Source organism: Exiguobacterium chiriqhucha RW-2 (assembly GCF_000416965.1).
Taxonomy (GTDB): Bacteria; Bacillota; Bacilli; order Exiguobacteriales; family Exiguobacteriaceae; genus Exiguobacterium; species Exiguobacterium chiriqhucha.
Map to the genome: position 1 here is coordinate 61,687 of NZ_ATCL01000021.1, position 17,198 is coordinate 78,884.

A 17,198-nucleotide genomic window follows, 5' to 3' on the forward strand; every position below is an offset into this window, starting at 1 on the left:
CGTGCATTTTCCATCTAGTATCCACATTTTGAAAACGTTATTATTAAGGAAGTGTTGTTTAACGAATTAGGTTTCAGCCATGGCCGAACGGGGGATAATAAATGTTTGATGTTCAATCTCGATCATTTGCGAAGCGCTTTATGAAAGGCTTATTGATTGCTTTCTTCGCGCTACTCGCTTCACTTAGCTTCATTTTCTCAAACGGAGTCGATACAAACGTATCTTCATCCGTCACGATGGTCCAAGAGTAAACGCCCTCTCCTGACAGAAGGCGTTTTTTTGTTTTGTTCCGACAAAAAAAGGGATTTTTTGTGCAGCTGTCGAACGAACATAACGTTCGGCTTTTACTATTGAATCATCTGGGAAGGGAGAGCCACTCATGCTATTTTATTTTCTCACCACGATTCTTTCGGTCGTCGGTTTGTCCGTCTCGCTCCAAACCGGTTTTTTCAAAGACCCGATCGGTACATTCCTGTTCGCCGTATTGCTCGCCATGGGCTTATCTTCATTTAAACAGTTAGTCGCACAAACGAACGTCTTATTGATTGAACGCCGCAACCAGAAAAAAATCAAACGCATCGTGGCACGTATGCATTCAAGTACACGTAAACGTTCTACATAACACTCGTCTTCACCCTCCACTTTTGTTATTCTATTGTAGACAGAGAGCAAAACGGACTCAACCCGTAGGAGGCACAAACACGTATGAATGAAATCCCTTTATCGAACGAATGGCTATTACGTTATTCACCTGTCATGGAGCTATGGCTGAAAGAAGACGGCATCTTGCTCGTCGACGATGACAACCGGATTCGACTCACCCTCGAAATCAGCACTGATCACGTCATGCAGTTCAAGAGCATCGATCAAGACGGGGCTTACTTTGCCGTGGACCCGGTGAATAAACGAATCACGTTCGAACTCGAGGAAGAAGAAGAGGAAAGCGAATCTCGCTTCTGGGAATAAGGATTCATGCCGAAGAGTCGGATTCTCGCTTAGAGAAGAAGACTCTTTCTTCGTGTCCAGACTAACAGTTGTACGATTGAAAGGAGAATGACTCATGATCCGCACCGCCATCTGGTTTATCACCTTTTTTGCCGTCTTACCGCTGACGCTTCCGTTCTATCCGAAAGCGAAACGGCTGACGCCGCCCGAACGTTACGCGTACGTTCAAACCGTCGCCTATACATGGGCAAGCTTTCTACTCCGGATTGCCGGCGCTCGCGTCCGCGTTCATGGCCAAGAGAACATTCCGAATGAACCGGTCGTCTACGTCGCGAACCACCAAGGGAACTTCGATGTCCCGATCATGATCACGGCGACGAAACATCCGAAAGCGTTCATCTCAAAAATCGAAGTTCAAAAGTTCCCAATCATCCCACGTTGGATGGAACTAATGGGTTGTATCTTCATCGACCGCAGCGACCGCCGCCAGTCGATTAAAGCCATCCGCTCCGGCGTCGAGACGATTCAATCCGGCCAATCGATTATCGTCTTCCCGGAAGGCACCCGCTCGAAAGGCGGGCCGATTAAAGAGTTTAAAGCCGGCAGCCTGACGCTCGCCACATCAAGTGGCGCCAAGATTGTCCCGGTTGCCATCAAAGGCAGTCATCATTTGCTCGAAACGAAAAACCGCATCACCCCTGGGACGGTCGACGTCACCTTTTTACCGGTCATCGATCCGGCCGACGTCCCGAACAAAGAAATTGCCGCGCTTGCGGAGACGATGATTCGCCGCGTTGTTGAAGGAGAAGAATCATGAGCTTATTAACGATTGAAGGTATCCACAAAGAATTTGCAGATAAAGTGTTATTCGATGACGTCACGATGACGATTCATCCAGGCAATCGCATCGGTGTGATTGGAGTCAACGGCTCCGGAAAATCGACGTTTTTAAAAATCGTCGCTGGCGTCGAGACGGCAGACCGCGGTTCGATGCAACATCCAAACGACTATCGGATTCGCTATTTGACGCAAACGGTCGATTTCGATCCGGGTCAAACGATTTTGGACGCCTTGTTCACGAGTGACACCCCATCCGTTCAAGCATTGAAGCAATATGAACTGGCCCGCCAAGCACTCGAGGCAAACCCGACGAGTGAACAGTGGTTGGGACGCTTCATGAAAGCCCAACAAGCAGTCGATGCAGCCGACGCTTGGGAGACAGAGGCCAAGTTGAAATCGATTTTGAATCGGCTCGGCCTTCCGGATGTGACGGCGGAAATCAGTTCGCTCTCCGGTGGACAGCAGAAACGGGTCGCTTTGGCCGCCGCCCTGCTCGATGAAGCCGACCTGTTGTTGCTCGATGAGCCGACAAACGAACTCGACGCCGATACGATTGCTTGGCTCGAGACGGTTCTGGCCGATTATCGAGGCGCCATCTTACTCATCACCCACGACCGCTATTTCTTGAATCGAGTCACGAACCACATTCTCGAGATCGCCGACGGGACAAGTTATTTTTATGACGGGAACTATGAACTCTTCCTTGAAAAACGCGCCGAACGAAAAGCCCGGTCGCATTCGATGGAGCAGAAACGCCAAAACATCTTGCGCCGCGAGCTCGCCTGGTTGCGCCGAGGCGCCAAAGCCCGGACGACGAAACAGAAGGCGCGTATCCAACGCGTCGAAGATTTGAAACACCAAGAGACGCTCGCCGAGGATGAGGCGCTCGAAGTGTCCGTCGGATCACGTCGTCTCGGGAAAAAAGTGATTGAAGTCGAGAACTTATCATTCGGCTACGACGACAAGTTGCTCATCCAAGACTTCACGTGGTTGTTCGGACGACGTGAGCGGTACGGCATCGTCGGACCAAACGGTAGCGGGAAGACGACGCTCATGAACTTGCTCGCCCATCGCCTTCAACCGACGCAAGGAACGGTCGTCCATGGCGAGACGGTCCATCTCGGCTATTACGGGCAACAAGTCGAGTTTGAGGACACATCGCGCCGCGTCATCGATGAGATTGAACGCATCGCTCAAGTCATTTATACGCCGGACGGCGAGACGATCACGGCCAGTCAGATGCTCGAACGGTTCCTGTTCACCCCGGACGCGCAATACAAACCGATTGCCAAACTATCCGGTGGCGAGAAACGCCGCCTCGTCTTGCTCCGTATCTTGATGGACGAGCCGAACGTACTGTTTTTGGATGAACCGACGAACGACCTTGATACGGAGACACTGTCCGTCCTCGAGGACTACTTGGAGTCGTTCCCAGGTACGGTCATCGCCGTCAGTCACGATCGCTATTTCTTAGATCGGATTGCAGAGCAGCTCATCGCCTTCGAAGATGGGACGATCAACGTCTATCACGCCGAATACAGTGATTACTTGGCCACACTCCAAGAACAGACGAAGCAACAAGTGAAGAAAGAATCGAAAGAAAAGAAAGAGCGTGTCAAAGTCGACGTCGTCAAATTCACTTTCAAAGAGCAGAAGGAATGGGAGACGATCGAGGAAGATATCGCTTCTCTCGAGTCCGAGATTGAAGCAGCGGAAGCTCGGCTCGCTATAGCCGGAAGCGACCTCGGCAAAGTGAATGAACTGTACGCCGAAATTGCCGCGTTGAAAGAAGCACTCGATGCGAAGATGGAGCGTTGGGAATATTTATCGGAGATTGATGAACAAATTCAAGCACAGAAGAAATGAAAACAAGGATCACGCGTCGGCGTGATCCTTGTTTGTCGTATAGCCATATACATGCACATCGTGCGCGCGGTCGCCTTGTCGCATATAGTGACGGAGCGTCCCTTCCCGCGAGAAGCCGTTCTTTTCGAGCATTTGTTGCGACGCGACGTTCTCGGTGAAGACGATGGCCCCGACCCGTTCCATCTCGCCTGTCTGCGCGGCATAGCTTAACGCGGCCTGGAGTGCTTCGGTCGCATATCCGTGACGCCAATAGTTCGGGTGAATTTCATAGCCGACTTCGGCACGTCGATGTCGCGGCGCTCGGTTATGGAATCCAATCGTTCCAATCAAGTCAGACGACTCTTTCGTCACGATGCCCCAGCGCATCACCGCACCGGATTCAATCCCTTCGAGCATACCGGCTAGCATCTGTTGCGTCTCCACGATGGACGTGTGAGGTTCCATTCCGTAGTAGCGCAAGACGTTTGGGTCTGAAAAGATGGTAAACAGCCGTTCAGCGTCGGTCACGTCGAGTTGTCGTAATCGGAGCCGTTCCGTTTCAATCGTTGGAAGCATCCCGTTCACCCTTTACTGACGATGTTATGTTGAAATGCATAGACGACAGCTTGCGTCCGGTCATAGACGTCGAGCTTCGTCAAAATGTTGGAGACGTGCGTCTTTACCGTCTTCAACGAGATGTATAGTTCATCGGCGATGACTTGGTTCGACTTTCCTTCTGCCATCAACTGCAAAATCTCACGTTCCCGGGCCGTTAGACTCTCGTGCAACGTCTTTTCCGGGTGACGGAGCCGCTCGAGCATCTTGCCCGTCACTTGGGCGGCCATGACGGGATTGCCCGCTGCCGTTTGACGAATCGCATCAGCGATCTCATTGGCGTTTGCCGTCTTCAAGACGTAACTCATCGCCCCGGCCTCGATGACGGGATACACTTTCTCATCATCTAAGAAGCTCGTCACGACCAAGATTTTAGCGTCTTTCCAACTCGCCTTGATCCGTTTTGTCGACTCGACCCCATCGACAGGTTCCATTACTAAATCCATCAAGACCACATCCGGCTTTTCTTGGATCGCGAGTTCCGCTCCAGTCGCGCCGTCCGATGCCTCTCCGACGACTTCGATGTCAGGCTGCGTCGACAAGAACGCCGAGACTCCGGCCCGCACCATCTCATGGTCATCAATCAATACGACTCGAATCATTGTAACCCCTCCACTTGTTGTTTCACACGCACTTCAATCTGAGTACCGACGCCGGGCACACTGACGAGTCGTAACGTCCCGCCGACCTCAGCCGTCCTCTCTCTTATCGATTGTAAGCCATATGAGGCGACTTGTGTATCATCGACATTAAAGCCGATGCCGTCGTCGTTTATTTTTAAGATGACCGTCTGTTGCACGGTCCGCATTTCGATTTCGAGTCGCTTCGCTTTCGCATGTCGAAGCGTATTGCTGATCGCTTCTTGAACGATACGGAACAGTTCATTTTCGGTGTGACGCGACAACTCGACTTCTTCGAGGCGCCAGATAAGTTCGGTCGACTGTTTGCGCGACAGCTCTTCTAACAATCGCTCGATACCCGTCTTGAGCGTCATCCCTTCAAGTTCGACCGGACGAAGTTGCAATAAGAGCGAGCGCATTTCGGCCTGAGCCGTTTGCGCCATCACTTCGACTTGTTCGATTTGTTTGGCGGCCACGTCCGGCTTCGCCTCAATCGTCTGCTTGGCTGCCGTCGTCATCATCGAGATGGCGTACAGTTGCTGGCTGACCGAGTCATGTAACTCTCGGGCGACACGGCGCCGCTCCTCAACGACGGCTTCACTGCGCGCTTCCTCGACACTGACAGGCCGGTCACCGACCCGTTTCGCCATCTCGACCATTTCTGCGCGCTGTTTCGAGATGCGTGCAATCCGTTCGAGTGTATCGCGATAAGGCGACAGCGGCCGGAACGTGATTTCTTTTTGATTCTCGAGCTTCCATAAGGCAATCGCCACTTCCCGGAAGTCACGGCGCAAATAAAAGTACGAACCGACCCCGAACACGCTACCAATCAAGACGGCGATGACGAGGATAGACACACCGAAAGGCAACCCTTCTTCACGTGTGAACAAATCTCGGAGTGAAGTCGAGTCACCTATTAAAAATGCAATCGTGACGAACAGTGCCGTCAAGAGGCTACTGAACAGTTGATGCCAGACAACGGTCCTTGGATACGAGTCCTTCTTCATACAGTCATCACCTCGACACTTCCGCTCATGAGCACGATATGAATCCGGACTTTTCGCGTCGCTGACGCGTAATCGTCCGATGCCGTATAAAAGCGACGATTGAACACGGGCGAATAATTCGATTCGTCGACTTGAATCTTGCCGAACCCGATCGAGGCGTCAATCGAGTAATCGTAACCTGCCGGAATGAGAATCCGGATATCCCCGGCGAGCCCATTCAACAGTAAGAACGTCTCTCCTTCCGGAATAATCGCGCGCGACAAGTCGAGTTCGACGTCACGCAACAAGAAAAATTCATTCGTGTCTTGGAGCACGTAGTGACCACTTTCCTTTGTTCCGAACGTAAACGCCTGTTCTTGCCGGATGTGCGACTTGAATCGGCTCGATTCGAGCGGACGGTTTTTATACAGCCGATAACCGAACATGAGCAATAGACCCGACAACACGAAACCAAATGCCGCCGACGAAAAGATGAGTCCGACGAGCATGATGCCGCCAATCCCGTAAAAGATATAGCTGACCGGCTGATTGCCTTTGCGGCTGAAACGTCGTCCGATATAAAGCAACAATAACGGGACGACCATGCTGAAGAGGACGCTGTTTCCACCCGTCACGATATCGATAAATAGTCCAATGGCAAACAAAATAATCATGAATCCGATGATTTGGCGTGTGTTCCAACGTTCCACGTTGCTTCCCCCTCTCTGACAGTATGTACAATGAAGCAAAGAAGCGATGGCCCAACTCATTCGCCGGACCATCGCTGAACCGTTACGTCAGTCTTGTTTGAATCGACGCTCAAGTTCTTTTAGTTTTGCTTCGAAATCATCTTCGTCCGCTGCATCGATTTTCTCTTCAGCGGCCGGTTCTTGCTTCTTCTCTTCTTCCGTGAACGGATGAGTCTTCGACGTCTCCGCTCCGAAGATTTGATCGAGCGCACCTTTCAATAAATCCAGGTTCTCTCGCATCGCGAACTCATAGCGTTTGTTTTGCATCTCATCGAGTTTCAGTCGCATCTCGAGGGCACGGCGCTCGAGGGCATCGAGTTCGCGCGCTCCTTCGTCGAGCAACCCTTCAAAGTAACGATACTGCTCACCGTAATGCTTCGACTCGAGCGCGGCCCGCTCCGCGAGTTTTTCTTCGCCCGCTTGTTTGGCGAGCTCGGTCTGCTCGTAACGCTTATCCGCCATCAGTTTAGCGTCATCACGTTTTGTCGCCAGCTCATCGAGGAGCGCCTTTTGACGTTCGACGAGACGTTCGACAGACATCGCTTCTTTTTCAGCACCACGGATGTGGCGGTTCAACTCGGCCTCCCCGCTCGAACGCGGTGCCGAACGTGGACCCTCTTTATCTTGGAACTTCTTCATCTCTTTCGACAATTCTTTCGTCAACTCGTTAGCTAAATCACGAAACTGGTCAAATGGTGTTTTCATCATAATATCCTCCTTGTGAAGCTTAGCGACGGTTTACAAACTTCTGCCACACTTGATCAAACGATTGAAAGCTGCTCCGGTTCGCACGCGAGCCGTCCGCATTCAAAATCTCGACGTCTTGTTTTTGGTTGGCATACATCATATACCCTTTAAACAATACCCATGCCACCACAATTCCGATCAACGCCCAAATATTCGATAAAATTGTGATGATCCCGATCACGGCAAGCGCGCCGTAACCGATTTTTGCGCCGACATGTGTCACGGCCATGAATCTGACTCCAGCCCACAGTGCTAAGAGCGCCCCCAAACCGAACATGATCATATTCGGTAAAAAGCCGATTAGAACGAGAACTAAAGAGATCGCGGCCACGATGAACAACACTTGTTTCACCTGGCGATTCATCTATCATCCCTCCTCGTTAAGTACACTCTTATCATAATACGTTATTTTTTATAGCGCGACGAGCGCAAGGCCCGTTTTCCCTCGGTCTATAGACTGAGATGATAGCGTTCTCAAATCCTGTGCTATACTAAAGGCATCGAACAATGAAAGGATGATGTTTTATGAGCACCGTATTCAACGCAGTATACACCTTGTCAGCCAATCGGAGGGCGACTGTCCTCCATCACTAAGAGGAGGATTCTATTTGAATCAAACAACAATCACAACGGGGCGTGTCACGGCACAGTTCCAACATATGTACACGGTCACGACCGAAAATGCAGCCTACACGTGCAGCGTCACCGGGAAATTCCGACATGAGGCTGAAAGCGAGCGCGACTATCCGGTCATCGGTGACTTCGTCGAGTTCACCGTTCGCGAACACGGTCAAGGCGTAATTCGACGTCTCCTTGAACGGCGCACTGTCCTATCACGGGCAGCCGCCGGCAACGAGACGCGCGAACAGCTGATCTGTGCGAACGTCGACTTTATCTTAATCACGATGGCGTGCGGACACGATTTCAATCTGCGTCGGCTCGAGCGTTACTCGCTCGCCGCGTGGGAAACTGGCGCCACGCCGTTCATCGTCTTGACGAAATCGGACCAAGTCGACAACGCAGATGCACTCGTCGACGAACTTACGTTGACAGTGCCTGGGGTCGACGTCTTCCCTGTCAGTTCAGTCACTGGTGACGGCGTCGAAGCGTTGCGAGCCGCACTGCCGAGCGGAAGCACCATCGTGCTCGTCGGCTCGTCCGGTGTCGGGAAATCGACGCTGACGAACGCGCTCGCCGGGACGACCGTCGCCGAGACACAGGCCGTCCGCGAGAGCGATGAACGCGGCAAGCATACGACGACGCATCGCGAACTGTTCCAGATTGACGATTTGTTCGTCATCGATACACCGGGGATGCGTGAATTTGGCCTTTGGGACGGGGCCGATCACCTCGACGATACGTTTCGGGATATCGAGGCGCTCGCCGAGGCGTGTCGGTTCCGGGACTGTTCACACCAGACCGAACCCGGTTGTGCGGTCCGCAAGGCGATTGAAACCGGGATGCTCGACGCGAAGCGCTATCAAAGCTTCGTCAAGCTCGAGCGTGAACTCCGCTACGCCGAAAAACGACAAGCGGAAGCGGCTCGTCTCGCCGAGAAGAAGAAACGAAAAACGAAAGCTTAATCTACGAAAGGAGTCACAGAAAAACTGTGGCTCCTTTTTTGACCTTCCTGACCTAGCACCAAGTCCTATCAGCAATCCGACATTTGTGAACAACCGTTCAGAAATAGTTCGCCCAAATGCAGGTAAAACCCTCGAAAGTAAGCGGTTTCTCCGTTACAATGGACTCGTATTGTCACAGATTAAAATCGCTAATTATAGGGAGAGACTTATGAAAACATTGAACGAACGCGCACTCGAGATGCATGCCTTCCATCACGGAAAATTGGAAACGACACCGAAAGTCGACGTCGACACGAAAGAAGCACTCAGCCTCGCCTATTCGCCTGGCGTCGCCGAACCGTGCCGTCGCATCGCCGAGGATAAAGAGTTGTCGTATGACTACACGCTCCGCGCCAACACGGTCGCCGTTGTCTCGGACGGGAGCGCCGTGCTCGGTCTCGGCAATATCGGTCCAGAAGCCGCACTGCCGGTCATGGAAGGAAAAGCCGTCTTGTTCAAAAGCTTCGCTGGCGTCGATGCGTTTCCCATCTGTCTCGACACGCACAACGTCGATGAAATCGTCCGGACGGTCGAACTGCTCGCACCGACGTTTGGTGCCGTCAACTTAGAAGACATTAAAGCACCCGAGTGTTTTGAAATCGAAGCCCGTTTGAAACAATCGCTCCCGATTCCTGTCTTCCATGACGACCAGCACGGGACAGCCATCGTCGTTTTGGCCGGTCTCGTCAACGCGTTGCGCCTCGTCGATAAAACGATGCCTGAACTCCGTGTCGTCATGAACGGTGCCGGGGCCGCGGGCATCGCCATCGCCAAACTGTTGAAGCGTTTCGGTGTCGAGGACCTCGTCATCTGTGATACGAAAGGCGCGATTTACGAAGGACGCGTCGAAGGGATGAACCCGTTCAAAGATCAAATCGCCAAAGCGACGAATCGGAAGCAACACGAAGGATTGCTCGCCGACGTGCTTCAAGGTGCCGACGTCTTTATCGGTGTCTCGGCGGCCGGGGCCGTCACGGAAGACATGGTCCGCTCGATGGCCGTCGATCCAATCATCTTCGCTCTGGCGAACCCGATTCCGGAGATTATGCCAGACCTCGCGACAAAAGCCGGGGCGCGTGTCGTCGCGACCGGCCGTTCCGATTTCGCCAACCAAGTGAACAACGTCCTCGCCTTCCCAGGTATTTTCCGGGGCGCACTTGACGTTCGCGCCAGCGAAATCAATGAGGAGATGAAGGAAGCGGCCGTCCACGCGATTGCCGATTTATTGACCGAAGAAGATTTGGCGAACGGTGTCGTCATCCCGAGCCCATTCGATGAACGAATCGCACCGGCCGTGGCGGTCGCGGTCGCCAAAGCCGCCGTCGAGACCGGCGTCGCCAAACGTCCTCTCGATGAGGCCGCCATCCGTCAGCACGTCAGTCAAAAACATTTGTAATCCAAAAACTGCGCAGACCATGATGGTCTGCGCAGTTTTTTAAACGGTTCCTTGTAAAATCCCTTCCGCCCATTCGACTTCTTCCGTCGTCGGGGGTTTAATTCCTTTGAGCGGATAGTCGAGACCGAGCGCCTCCCATTTATAGACGCCCATCTCATGGTACGGCAAAATTTCGACTTTCTCGACGTGGTCGAGCTTTTGAATGAACGCTGCCGTGCGGCGGAGCGCTCCTTCATCAAGTGTCCATTCCGGGACGAGGACGTGGCGAATCCACATTTTCGTTCCGCGCTCGGATAAATGTTCAGCGAGCGCGAGCGTGTTGACGTTGCTCCGTCCTGTCAGTTTCTTACACATGTCATCGTCGATATGTTTGATATCAAGCAACACGAGGTCCGTATGGTCTAAAATCGCATCCAAGTTAGGGGGACGGAGTGCACCGGACGTGTCGAGTGTCGTATGAAGCCCGTGTTTCTTTGCTTCACGCAAGAGCGCCTCTAAAAACTCTGGCTGCGCGAGCGGGTCGCCCCCAGAAATCGTGATGCCGCCTTTTGACGCTTCCATGAACGGACGATAGCTGAGCGCTTCTTGAATGACGTCCTCGGCCGAACGATGGTTATTCTTTTTGAAATCCCACGTGTCAGCATTGTGGCAATACAAGCAACGAAGCGCACAACCTTGTAAAAAGACGATAAAACGAATTCCCGGGCCGTCAACGGTTCCAAACGATTCGACCGAGTGTACATATCCCATTGTCATCGAAATGACCTCCTAACGAATGAGCGGCCCTCGAGTGAAGGCCGCCAAGCCTTTGTTTACAATGAACCGTGGAACGTCCGGTTGATGACGTCGATTTGTTGCTCCCGTGTCAATTTGATGAAGTTGACCGCATAGCCAGAGACACGAATCGTGAGCTGTGGATATTCTTCCGGGTGCTCCATCGCATCGAGCAACGTCTCACGGTTGAAGACGTTGACGTTCAAGTGATGTCCTTTATGCTCGCCGCCCATATAACCGTCAAGGAGTGCCGCCAAGTTGAGTTCACGGGCCACTTCTTCTTTACCGAGCGCTTTCGGTACGATTGAGAACGTGTATGAAATTCCGTCTTGTGCGTGTTCGAACGGGAGTTTCGCGACTGATGAGAGCGACGCAGCTGCCCCTTTCGTATCGCGGCCATGCATCGGGTTCGCACCAGGTGCGAACGGTTCGCCGGCGCGACGTCCGTCCGGTGTGTTCCCTGTCTTTTTGCCGTAAACGACGTTTGATGTGATCGTCAAGACCGATTGCGTATGGAGCGCATCGCGGTACGTTTTATGCTTGCGTACTTTTTGCATGAACGACTCGACGAGCTCGACGGCAATCGCATCGACACGGTCGTCGTTGTTGCCGAATTTAGGGAAGTCGCCTTCTGTCTCGAAGTCGACGGCAATGCCTTGCTCGTTGCGGACCGGTTTCACGGTCGCATATTTGATGGCTGACAGACTATCCGCCGTGACCGAGAGGCCGGCGATGCCACATGCCATCGTCCGTAAAATCTCAGGGTCGTGGAGCGCCATCTCGATTCGTTCGTATGCATATTTATCATGCATGAAGTGGATGACGTTGAGCGTGTTGACATAGAGCTCGGCGAGCCAATCGAGCGTCCGGTCGAAGTCGGCATACACTTTGTCGTACGTGAGCACGTCCTCGGTGTTCATCTCCCAAACCGGTGCGATTTGGTCGCCGCTCTTCTCATCACGGCCTCCGTTCATGCTATAAAGGAGTGCTTTCGCCATGTTGGCGCGGGCTCCGAAGAACTGCATCTGTTTCCCGATTTTCATCGGTGACACACAGCAGGCGATGCCGTAATCGTCACCGAACTCTGGAAGCATGAGGTCATCGTTCTCATATTGGATGGCGGACGTCTCAATCGACATCTTCGCACAATATTGTTTGAAGCCTTCTGGCAATTTCGTCGACCAAAGCACCGTCAAGTTCGGTTCTGGTGCTGGTCCAAGGTTCGAGAGTGAATGCAAGAAGCGGAACGAGCTCTTCGTCACGTTCGAGCGTCCGTCTTCGCTCATCCCACCGATTGACTCGGTCACCCATGTTGGGTCACCCGAGAACAATTCGTTATAGTCTGGTGTGCGTAAGAATTTGACGATCCGGAGCTTCATGATGAAGTGGTCGACGATTTCTTGAACATCCGACTCGGTCAAACGACCCGCTTCGATGTCACGCTCTGCGTATACATCGAGGAATGTCGAGACACGCCCGAGTGACATGGCGGCGCCGTTCTGTTCTTTGACGGCTGCGAGATATGCAAGGTATACCCATTGGTACGCCTCTTGTGTATTTTCCGCCGGACGGCCGAGGTCAAACCCGTACGCCGCACCGAGTTGTTTCAACTCTTGGAGGGCCCGGAGCTGCTCAGACATTTCTTCCCGTGTCCGAATATCTGCCTCTGATAAGAAACCGCCACGGTTCGCCAAATCTTTTTTACGTGCGGCAATCAAGAAGTCTAACCCGTACAAGGCAACGCGACGGTAGTCGCCGATAATCCGTCCACGGCCATAGGCATCAGGAAGTCCTGTGATAATCCCTGACTTCCGTGCTGCTCGCATCTCAGGTGTATACGCATCGAAGACACCTTGGTTATGCGTTTTGCGGATTTCCGAATAAATCTTTGTGATTTCAGGGTTCGGTTCGAAGCCATACGATTCAAGTGCAGCGTCGACCATCCGGATGCCGCCGTTCGGATGAATCGAACGTTTGAACGGCTCGTCCGTTTGAACGCCGACCACTTTCTCGAGCTCTTTGTTTAAGTATCCCGGTCCGTGCGAGACGATTGTCGATGGGTTGTTTTGATCGACGGCCCAAACACCACCGCGTTCCCGCTCTTCTTTCGTCAATTCCATCACTTGTGCCCAAAGACGATTCGTCGCTTCGGTCGGTCCGACGAGGAAACGGTCGTCTCCTGTGTACTCATGTCGGTTCAAACGGATAAACTCACCGACGTTCACTTCGTTCGTCCACTGCCCAGGTACAAATCCTGACCAGGCTGATTTAATTTCGGTTGCCATTGTGGGTCACTCCTCATAGTTGAGATAACTGCGTGCTTTCTATAAGTTGAGTGTACGTGAAAACGTGAACATTATGTTTTACATTCTTGTGAAAGTTGTAACAATCTCATGAACGTTGGCTTAAAGCCATTTTTGTAAGCGCTTTAAAATCTGTTATAACGCATTTCTCATTCACTATGAAACAGATAATTCACGTCACGATAGGATTTACGTCGATTCTGTATCATCTCGATTCGGATGTGACGATTTATACAGTTTTTAGTGTGATGTATATCACGACTCGGGGATAGAACTTGAATTTTTGCCTTACATCGGACACAATGAAGGCAGAACATTGTAGAAGAGGAAGGGGTTCTTCCCATGACGTACGAATTATTGACAGCTGATCACGACTTGAAAGCCGGTGACCGCATCTCCCTTAAAGTAGAAGCGAACGGTGAACAACGTGATGGATTTATCACAGAATTTGAAGACGCAGGTTTTTGGATTCGGTTTGACGACGACATCGAAAACGAGGATTTCATCGACTACCGCGATAACTTGCTCGTTGCTCTCATCTCGCGCCCGATTGACGTGGCAGCGACGTATCCAGAGCTCGCTTCATACGAACGGTTGACGAAAGAATTGCAGTATCGTGTGTATCAAGGCTTCACCGTCGAAGGCGTCGAGGCGTCGGCTGACCAAATCGATGTGCACATCAAACTCATCGAGGACGGACAGACGTTCACACAGACACTCCGTTCTTCATTCGACCAAGATACTGAACATGTTCGCTATATCTAAGACAGGGAGCGCTTATGCTTCCTTTGTTTTTGCCCCACGATAAGGAGAATTGATATGAACTTTACAAAACCATTTATTAACGAAGCCTGGGATCGCCTTGGCTTTACTGAACCAATGCCGGTCCAAGCCGAAGCCTTCCCGCTTCTTCTTGACGGAAAAGACGTCACGATCGAAGCGCCCACAGGTACCGGGAAGACGCTTGCTTATTTGTTACCCGCCATTGAAAAAATCGACGCCTCGAACGACCGGATTCAAGTCGTCATCGTCGCGCCGACGCGTGAGCTCGTCATGCAGATTCAAACGGTCGCGCAACGCTTCACCGAGAAAGGTGATGTCCGCATCGCTTCATTTATTGGCGGTGTCGAATTGAAACGTCAAATCGATCGCTTGAAGAAAAAGCCCCATTTGATTGTCGGGACACCGGGCCGACTCGTCGAACTGATCGACAAGAAAAAATTGAAGCTTCATGAGACGCACACAATCGTCCTCGATGAAGCTGACCAAATCATCGATAGCGGATTAACAGAAGCTGCCGAACGCATCATCAAGCACACGGCGCACGAACATCAAATCGCCCTCGTATCGGCAACGCTCACAGACACGCTTCAAGCATGGGCTGCCCCGTTCTTGAAGGAGCCGGCACACGTGAAAATCGAACGAGCTGTGAGCAGTCAAGTGACGTACGGCTATATGTTGACGACACGCCGCTATAAGCCGGAATTGCTTCGTCGTTTGTCACACGTCAACGGCGTCAAAGCGCTCGCTTTCATCAACAACCGCTCATTCTTGCCACCACTCAGAGGCGAACTCGATAAAATGAAAGTGAATTACCGGATGCTCGACAGCCTAAAAGGGAAACGCGAACGCGTGGAGACGCTCCGTGAATTCCGGAAAGGCGACTATCCACTTCTCATCACGACGGGTCTCGCGGCCCGTGGTCTCGACATCGAAGAAGTGACGCACGTCGTCCACTTCGATTTGCCAGAATCGATTGATGACTTCATTCACCGCTCGGGCCGGACGGCACGCGGGAATGCGGCCGGGACCGTGCTCTCGCTCGTGACGGATGAAGACTTGACGCACTTGAAATCGTTCGCTCGCCAGCTAGGCGTGGAATTGAAAGAACTCGAGATTTATCGTGGCGATGTCATCGAGAAACGGATCGAAGATAAACCGCCGGTCGTGAAGCGTCCTGCGAACAAACGAGGACCGCGCCGATGAAAAAAGACCGGAAAGTAATTCCATTCCCTTTGCTTGTAGAAGAGTCCGAATTGCTGGCCGAGCTGAAAAAGTTGTATGAGCAAGCCGCGCTCGCTCGCAGCACACATTGGACGAACTATATTCAAGAAATCGCCTCGGAAGGCACGTGGCAGTTGAAAGACGCCGAGCTATTCCGCGACCTGTTCATCGACTGGGCCGTCTTCTTTGAGACGGACGAGGACGGGATGACACCGCACGGCCGCTATTTGGCGGATCAAAAAGCCGACATGTCCCCTGCCTTGTATCACGCGCTCCGTGGCTTGGCGGTCCCGCGTTGTTCAGTGTTTGAAGTGACCGAGGAAGGACTGCGCGATTGGGAGACGAAAGAGACGTATCGCGTCAACCTTCCAGAAAAACGTGAGGTCGGCGACATTATGCTCGGCAAGCTGCTCGATATCCGAGGCAGCTGGCGTTTCGGGTCGGCGTTCCTCGCTCTTCCGGCGAAAATGGCCGGTAACGTATCGGACCTGTATATCGACTTCACCGATGAGGTCGGTCCGGGTGCGTTCCTCGATCAGTTCCCAGAGTTCTGTGCAGAACTGATCGACATGTTGCTCGATTTAGAAGACGGGGTCATCGTCCCGAAACCATCAAAATAACCGAGAGGCGGTCGCCTCTCGGTTATTTGTTATTCCACGTAGAATTGCGTGCTCGGAAGCAACGCTTTCGCTTCGTCGTTCGTCGCTTTCACAACGGCGCTCGAGATGGCTTTTCCATCTTGATATACATCGATGACGGCGCCCTCTTTTGTCGGACGGGCATGGTACAATTGGTCGCCAACGTAAGAGGTCGTGCCGACCGAACCATCGATGACTTGACGCGTCGATTGTTTACCCGTCTTCAAATCGACGACAAGTTCGGTCCCACCTTCTTGTAACGCAATTAACTGATCCTCATAAACGGTCGCATTCCACATGTCACCATCTGGCATCAATTCAACGACTTGCTTCGTTTCCACGTCATACGCATGAAGCCCCGCTTTCTCTTGCTCACTCAAATACGTTTCTCCACCCTCTGTAACCGATGTCTGTTCGGTCATGCTGACCGGGATGAACCGATTGTCTGCGTCAATCGTTGCCACGTATGGTCGGAATGCCCAAGAAGTGCCTGTCACAGACGAAATGGCTTCATCTTGCAGTTTCACGGTTTCGATCTTGATTTGTTTGGCGCCTTCATCGATCATGGCAATTTTTGTGACTGGATTTTCCCCGTACCCGTCGCGATAAATGACATGTACGTTTCCTGCACGAACGAACAGGCCGGCCCAAGGGCTATCCATGAGTTCAGACGCACCATTGACGTCTGTCCCAAAGATTTGTTTAGTCACATCCTGACCGTTCAAGCGAAACACAGCAATCTCTTTATTCCCGTCCTGCCCGATCCCGATATAACCGTCAGGCGTCTGAATCGATTGCACAAAACTTAGACCTGAGAGTTGCCGATAAAAGTCGCGCACGGACGAGTCGACCTCGTCGTCATACGCTAACGCCTGTTCGATATAATTCAAATCAGTCGTCACCTGACTTTGGTCGATCGTCACTTCGAACCGTTCTTTCTCGCCTTCTTCCGTATTGTAGTACAAGTTCACTGTTTGATCTTTCCAAACCTCAGGATTCGTCGTGACGGCCAAGTCCCATTCTGCTTTCGTGTCCCTCATATCAAAAGCAAACGTCCCGAGACCGATGACGATGACCGCGCCGAGCGCGGCCACATTCCACATTCGTTTCATCT

General features: G+C 52.1%; 19 protein-coding genes. 10 read left to right on the forward strand and 9 right to left on the reverse strand.

Annotated features, from left to right (window positions below; translation table 11 throughout):
* Positions 1-101: 101 nt before the first annotated feature.
* The 5 genes from M467_RS31815 to M467_RS29355 all read left to right on the forward strand — a co-directional run bounded on the left by M467_RS31815 (position 102) and on the right by M467_RS29355 (position 3,651).
* Entirely contained in the window at positions 102-251 is a 150-nt protein-coding gene (locus tag M467_RS31815) for a hypothetical protein (protein WP_021067792.1), read from the forward strand.
* A gap of 128 nt (positions 252-379) precedes the next feature.
* Positions 380-622: a hypothetical protein gene (locus M467_RS29340; protein WP_021067793.1), complete on the forward strand. Its 243-nt coding sequence runs from the start codon at positions 380-382 to the stop codon at positions 620-622.
* A gap of 83 nt (positions 623-705) precedes the next feature.
* Positions 706-966: a hypothetical protein gene (locus M467_RS29345; protein WP_021067794.1), complete on the forward strand. Its 261-nt coding sequence runs from the start codon at positions 706-708 to the stop codon at positions 964-966.
* Between the two features lie 94 nt (positions 967-1,060).
* The gene (locus tag M467_RS29350) at positions 1,061-1,762 is read left to right on the forward strand and encodes a lysophospholipid acyltransferase family protein (protein ID WP_021067795.1); all 702 of its coding nucleotides are present in this window, start codon (positions 1,061-1,063) and stop codon (positions 1,760-1,762) included.
* Positions 1,759-3,651, forward strand: coding sequence for an ABC-F family ATP-binding cassette domain-containing protein (locus tag M467_RS29355; RefSeq protein WP_021067796.1), 1,893 nt, complete (start codon positions 1,759-1,761; stop codon positions 3,649-3,651). The genes M467_RS29350 and M467_RS29355 overlap by 4 nt, the downstream gene beginning before the upstream one ends.
* Positions 3,652-3,660: 9 nt before the next feature.
* On the opposite strand, the gene M467_RS29360 is transcribed toward M467_RS29355, so the two are convergent.
* The 6 genes from M467_RS29360 to M467_RS29385 form a co-directional block, all read right to left on the reverse strand.
* A complete protein-coding gene (locus M467_RS29360; RefSeq protein WP_021067797.1) occupies positions 3,661-4,206 on the reverse strand; it encodes a GNAT family N-acetyltransferase in 546 nt (181 codons plus the stop codon).
* A 5-nt stretch (positions 4,207-4,211) separates the two neighbouring features.
* A complete protein-coding gene (locus M467_RS29365) occupies positions 4,212-4,847 on the reverse strand; it encodes a response regulator (protein WP_021067798.1) in 636 nt (211 codons plus the stop codon).
* Positions 4,844-5,872 (reverse strand): sensor histidine kinase, encoded by a 1,029-nt coding sequence (locus M467_RS29370; RefSeq protein WP_021067799.1) that lies wholly within the window; start codon positions 5,870-5,872, stop codon positions 4,844-4,846. Before M467_RS29370 ends, M467_RS29365 begins: the two co-directional genes overlap by 4 nt.
* The gene (gene liaF / locus M467_RS29375) at positions 5,869-6,561 is read right to left on the reverse strand and encodes a cell wall-active antibiotics response protein LiaF (protein ID WP_021067800.1); all 693 of its coding nucleotides are present in this window, start codon (positions 6,559-6,561) and stop codon (positions 5,869-5,871) included. Before liaF ends, M467_RS29370 begins: the two co-directional genes overlap by 4 nt.
* Before the next feature lie 87 nt (positions 6,562-6,648).
* Positions 6,649-7,305, reverse strand: coding sequence for a PspA/IM30 family protein (locus M467_RS29380; RefSeq protein ID WP_021067801.1), 657 nt, complete (start codon positions 7,303-7,305; stop codon positions 6,649-6,651).
* A gap of 22 nt (positions 7,306-7,327) precedes the next feature.
* The gene (locus tag M467_RS29385; protein ID WP_021067802.1) at positions 7,328-7,711 is read right to left on the reverse strand and encodes a lmo0954 family membrane protein; all 384 of its coding nucleotides are present in this window, start codon (positions 7,709-7,711) and stop codon (positions 7,328-7,330) included.
* A 244-nt stretch (positions 7,712-7,955) separates the two neighbouring features.
* Between M467_RS29385 and rsgA the strand changes: the two genes are divergently transcribed.
* Positions 7,956-8,930: a ribosome small subunit-dependent GTPase A gene (rsgA, locus tag M467_RS29390; RefSeq protein WP_021067803.1), complete on the forward strand. Its 975-nt coding sequence runs from the start codon at positions 7,956-7,958 to the stop codon at positions 8,928-8,930.
* A 208-nt stretch (positions 8,931-9,138) separates the two neighbouring features.
* Positions 9,139-10,365, forward strand: a complete 1,227-nt coding sequence (locus M467_RS29395; protein ID WP_021067804.1) for an NAD(P)-dependent malic enzyme — start codon at positions 9,139-9,141, stop codon at positions 10,363-10,365.
* 39 nt (positions 10,366-10,404) lie between these two features.
* On the opposite strand, the gene pflA is transcribed toward M467_RS29395, so the two are convergent.
* Both pflA and pflB read right to left on the reverse strand, forming a co-directional pair.
* Positions 10,405-11,121, reverse strand: a complete 717-nt coding sequence (pflA, locus tag M467_RS29400) for a pyruvate formate-lyase-activating protein (RefSeq protein WP_021067805.1) — start codon at positions 11,119-11,121, stop codon at positions 10,405-10,407.
* Between the two features lie 56 nt (positions 11,122-11,177).
* Positions 11,178-13,424, reverse strand: coding sequence for a formate C-acetyltransferase (gene pflB, locus M467_RS29405; RefSeq protein WP_021067806.1), 2,247 nt, complete (start codon positions 13,422-13,424; stop codon positions 11,178-11,180).
* Between the two features lie 360 nt (positions 13,425-13,784).
* Here pflB and M467_RS29410 point away from each other — a divergent pair, with 360 nt between their 5' ends.
* The 3 genes from M467_RS29410 to M467_RS29420 are packed head-to-tail and all read left to right on the forward strand — an operon-like array spanning position 13,785 to position 16,066.
* Positions 13,785-14,207, forward strand: a complete 423-nt coding sequence (locus M467_RS29410; RefSeq protein WP_021067807.1) for a hypothetical protein — start codon at positions 13,785-13,787, stop codon at positions 14,205-14,207.
* A gap of 54 nt (positions 14,208-14,261) precedes the next feature.
* Complete coding sequence (locus M467_RS29415) at positions 14,262-15,428, forward strand: DEAD/DEAH box helicase (protein ID WP_021067808.1); 1,167 nt, start codon at positions 14,262-14,264, stop codon at positions 15,426-15,428.
* The gene (locus M467_RS29420; RefSeq protein WP_021067809.1) at positions 15,425-16,066 is read left to right on the forward strand and encodes a hypothetical protein; all 642 of its coding nucleotides are present in this window, start codon (positions 15,425-15,427) and stop codon (positions 16,064-16,066) included. Before M467_RS29415 ends, M467_RS29420 begins: the two co-directional genes overlap by 4 nt.
* A 29-nt stretch (positions 16,067-16,095) precedes the next feature.
* On the opposite strand, the gene M467_RS29425 is transcribed toward M467_RS29420, so the two are convergent.
* Entirely contained in the window at positions 16,096-17,196 is a 1,101-nt protein-coding gene (locus tag M467_RS29425) for a hypothetical protein (protein ID WP_021067810.1), read from the reverse strand.
* Positions 17,197-17,198 lie beyond the last annotated feature (2 nt).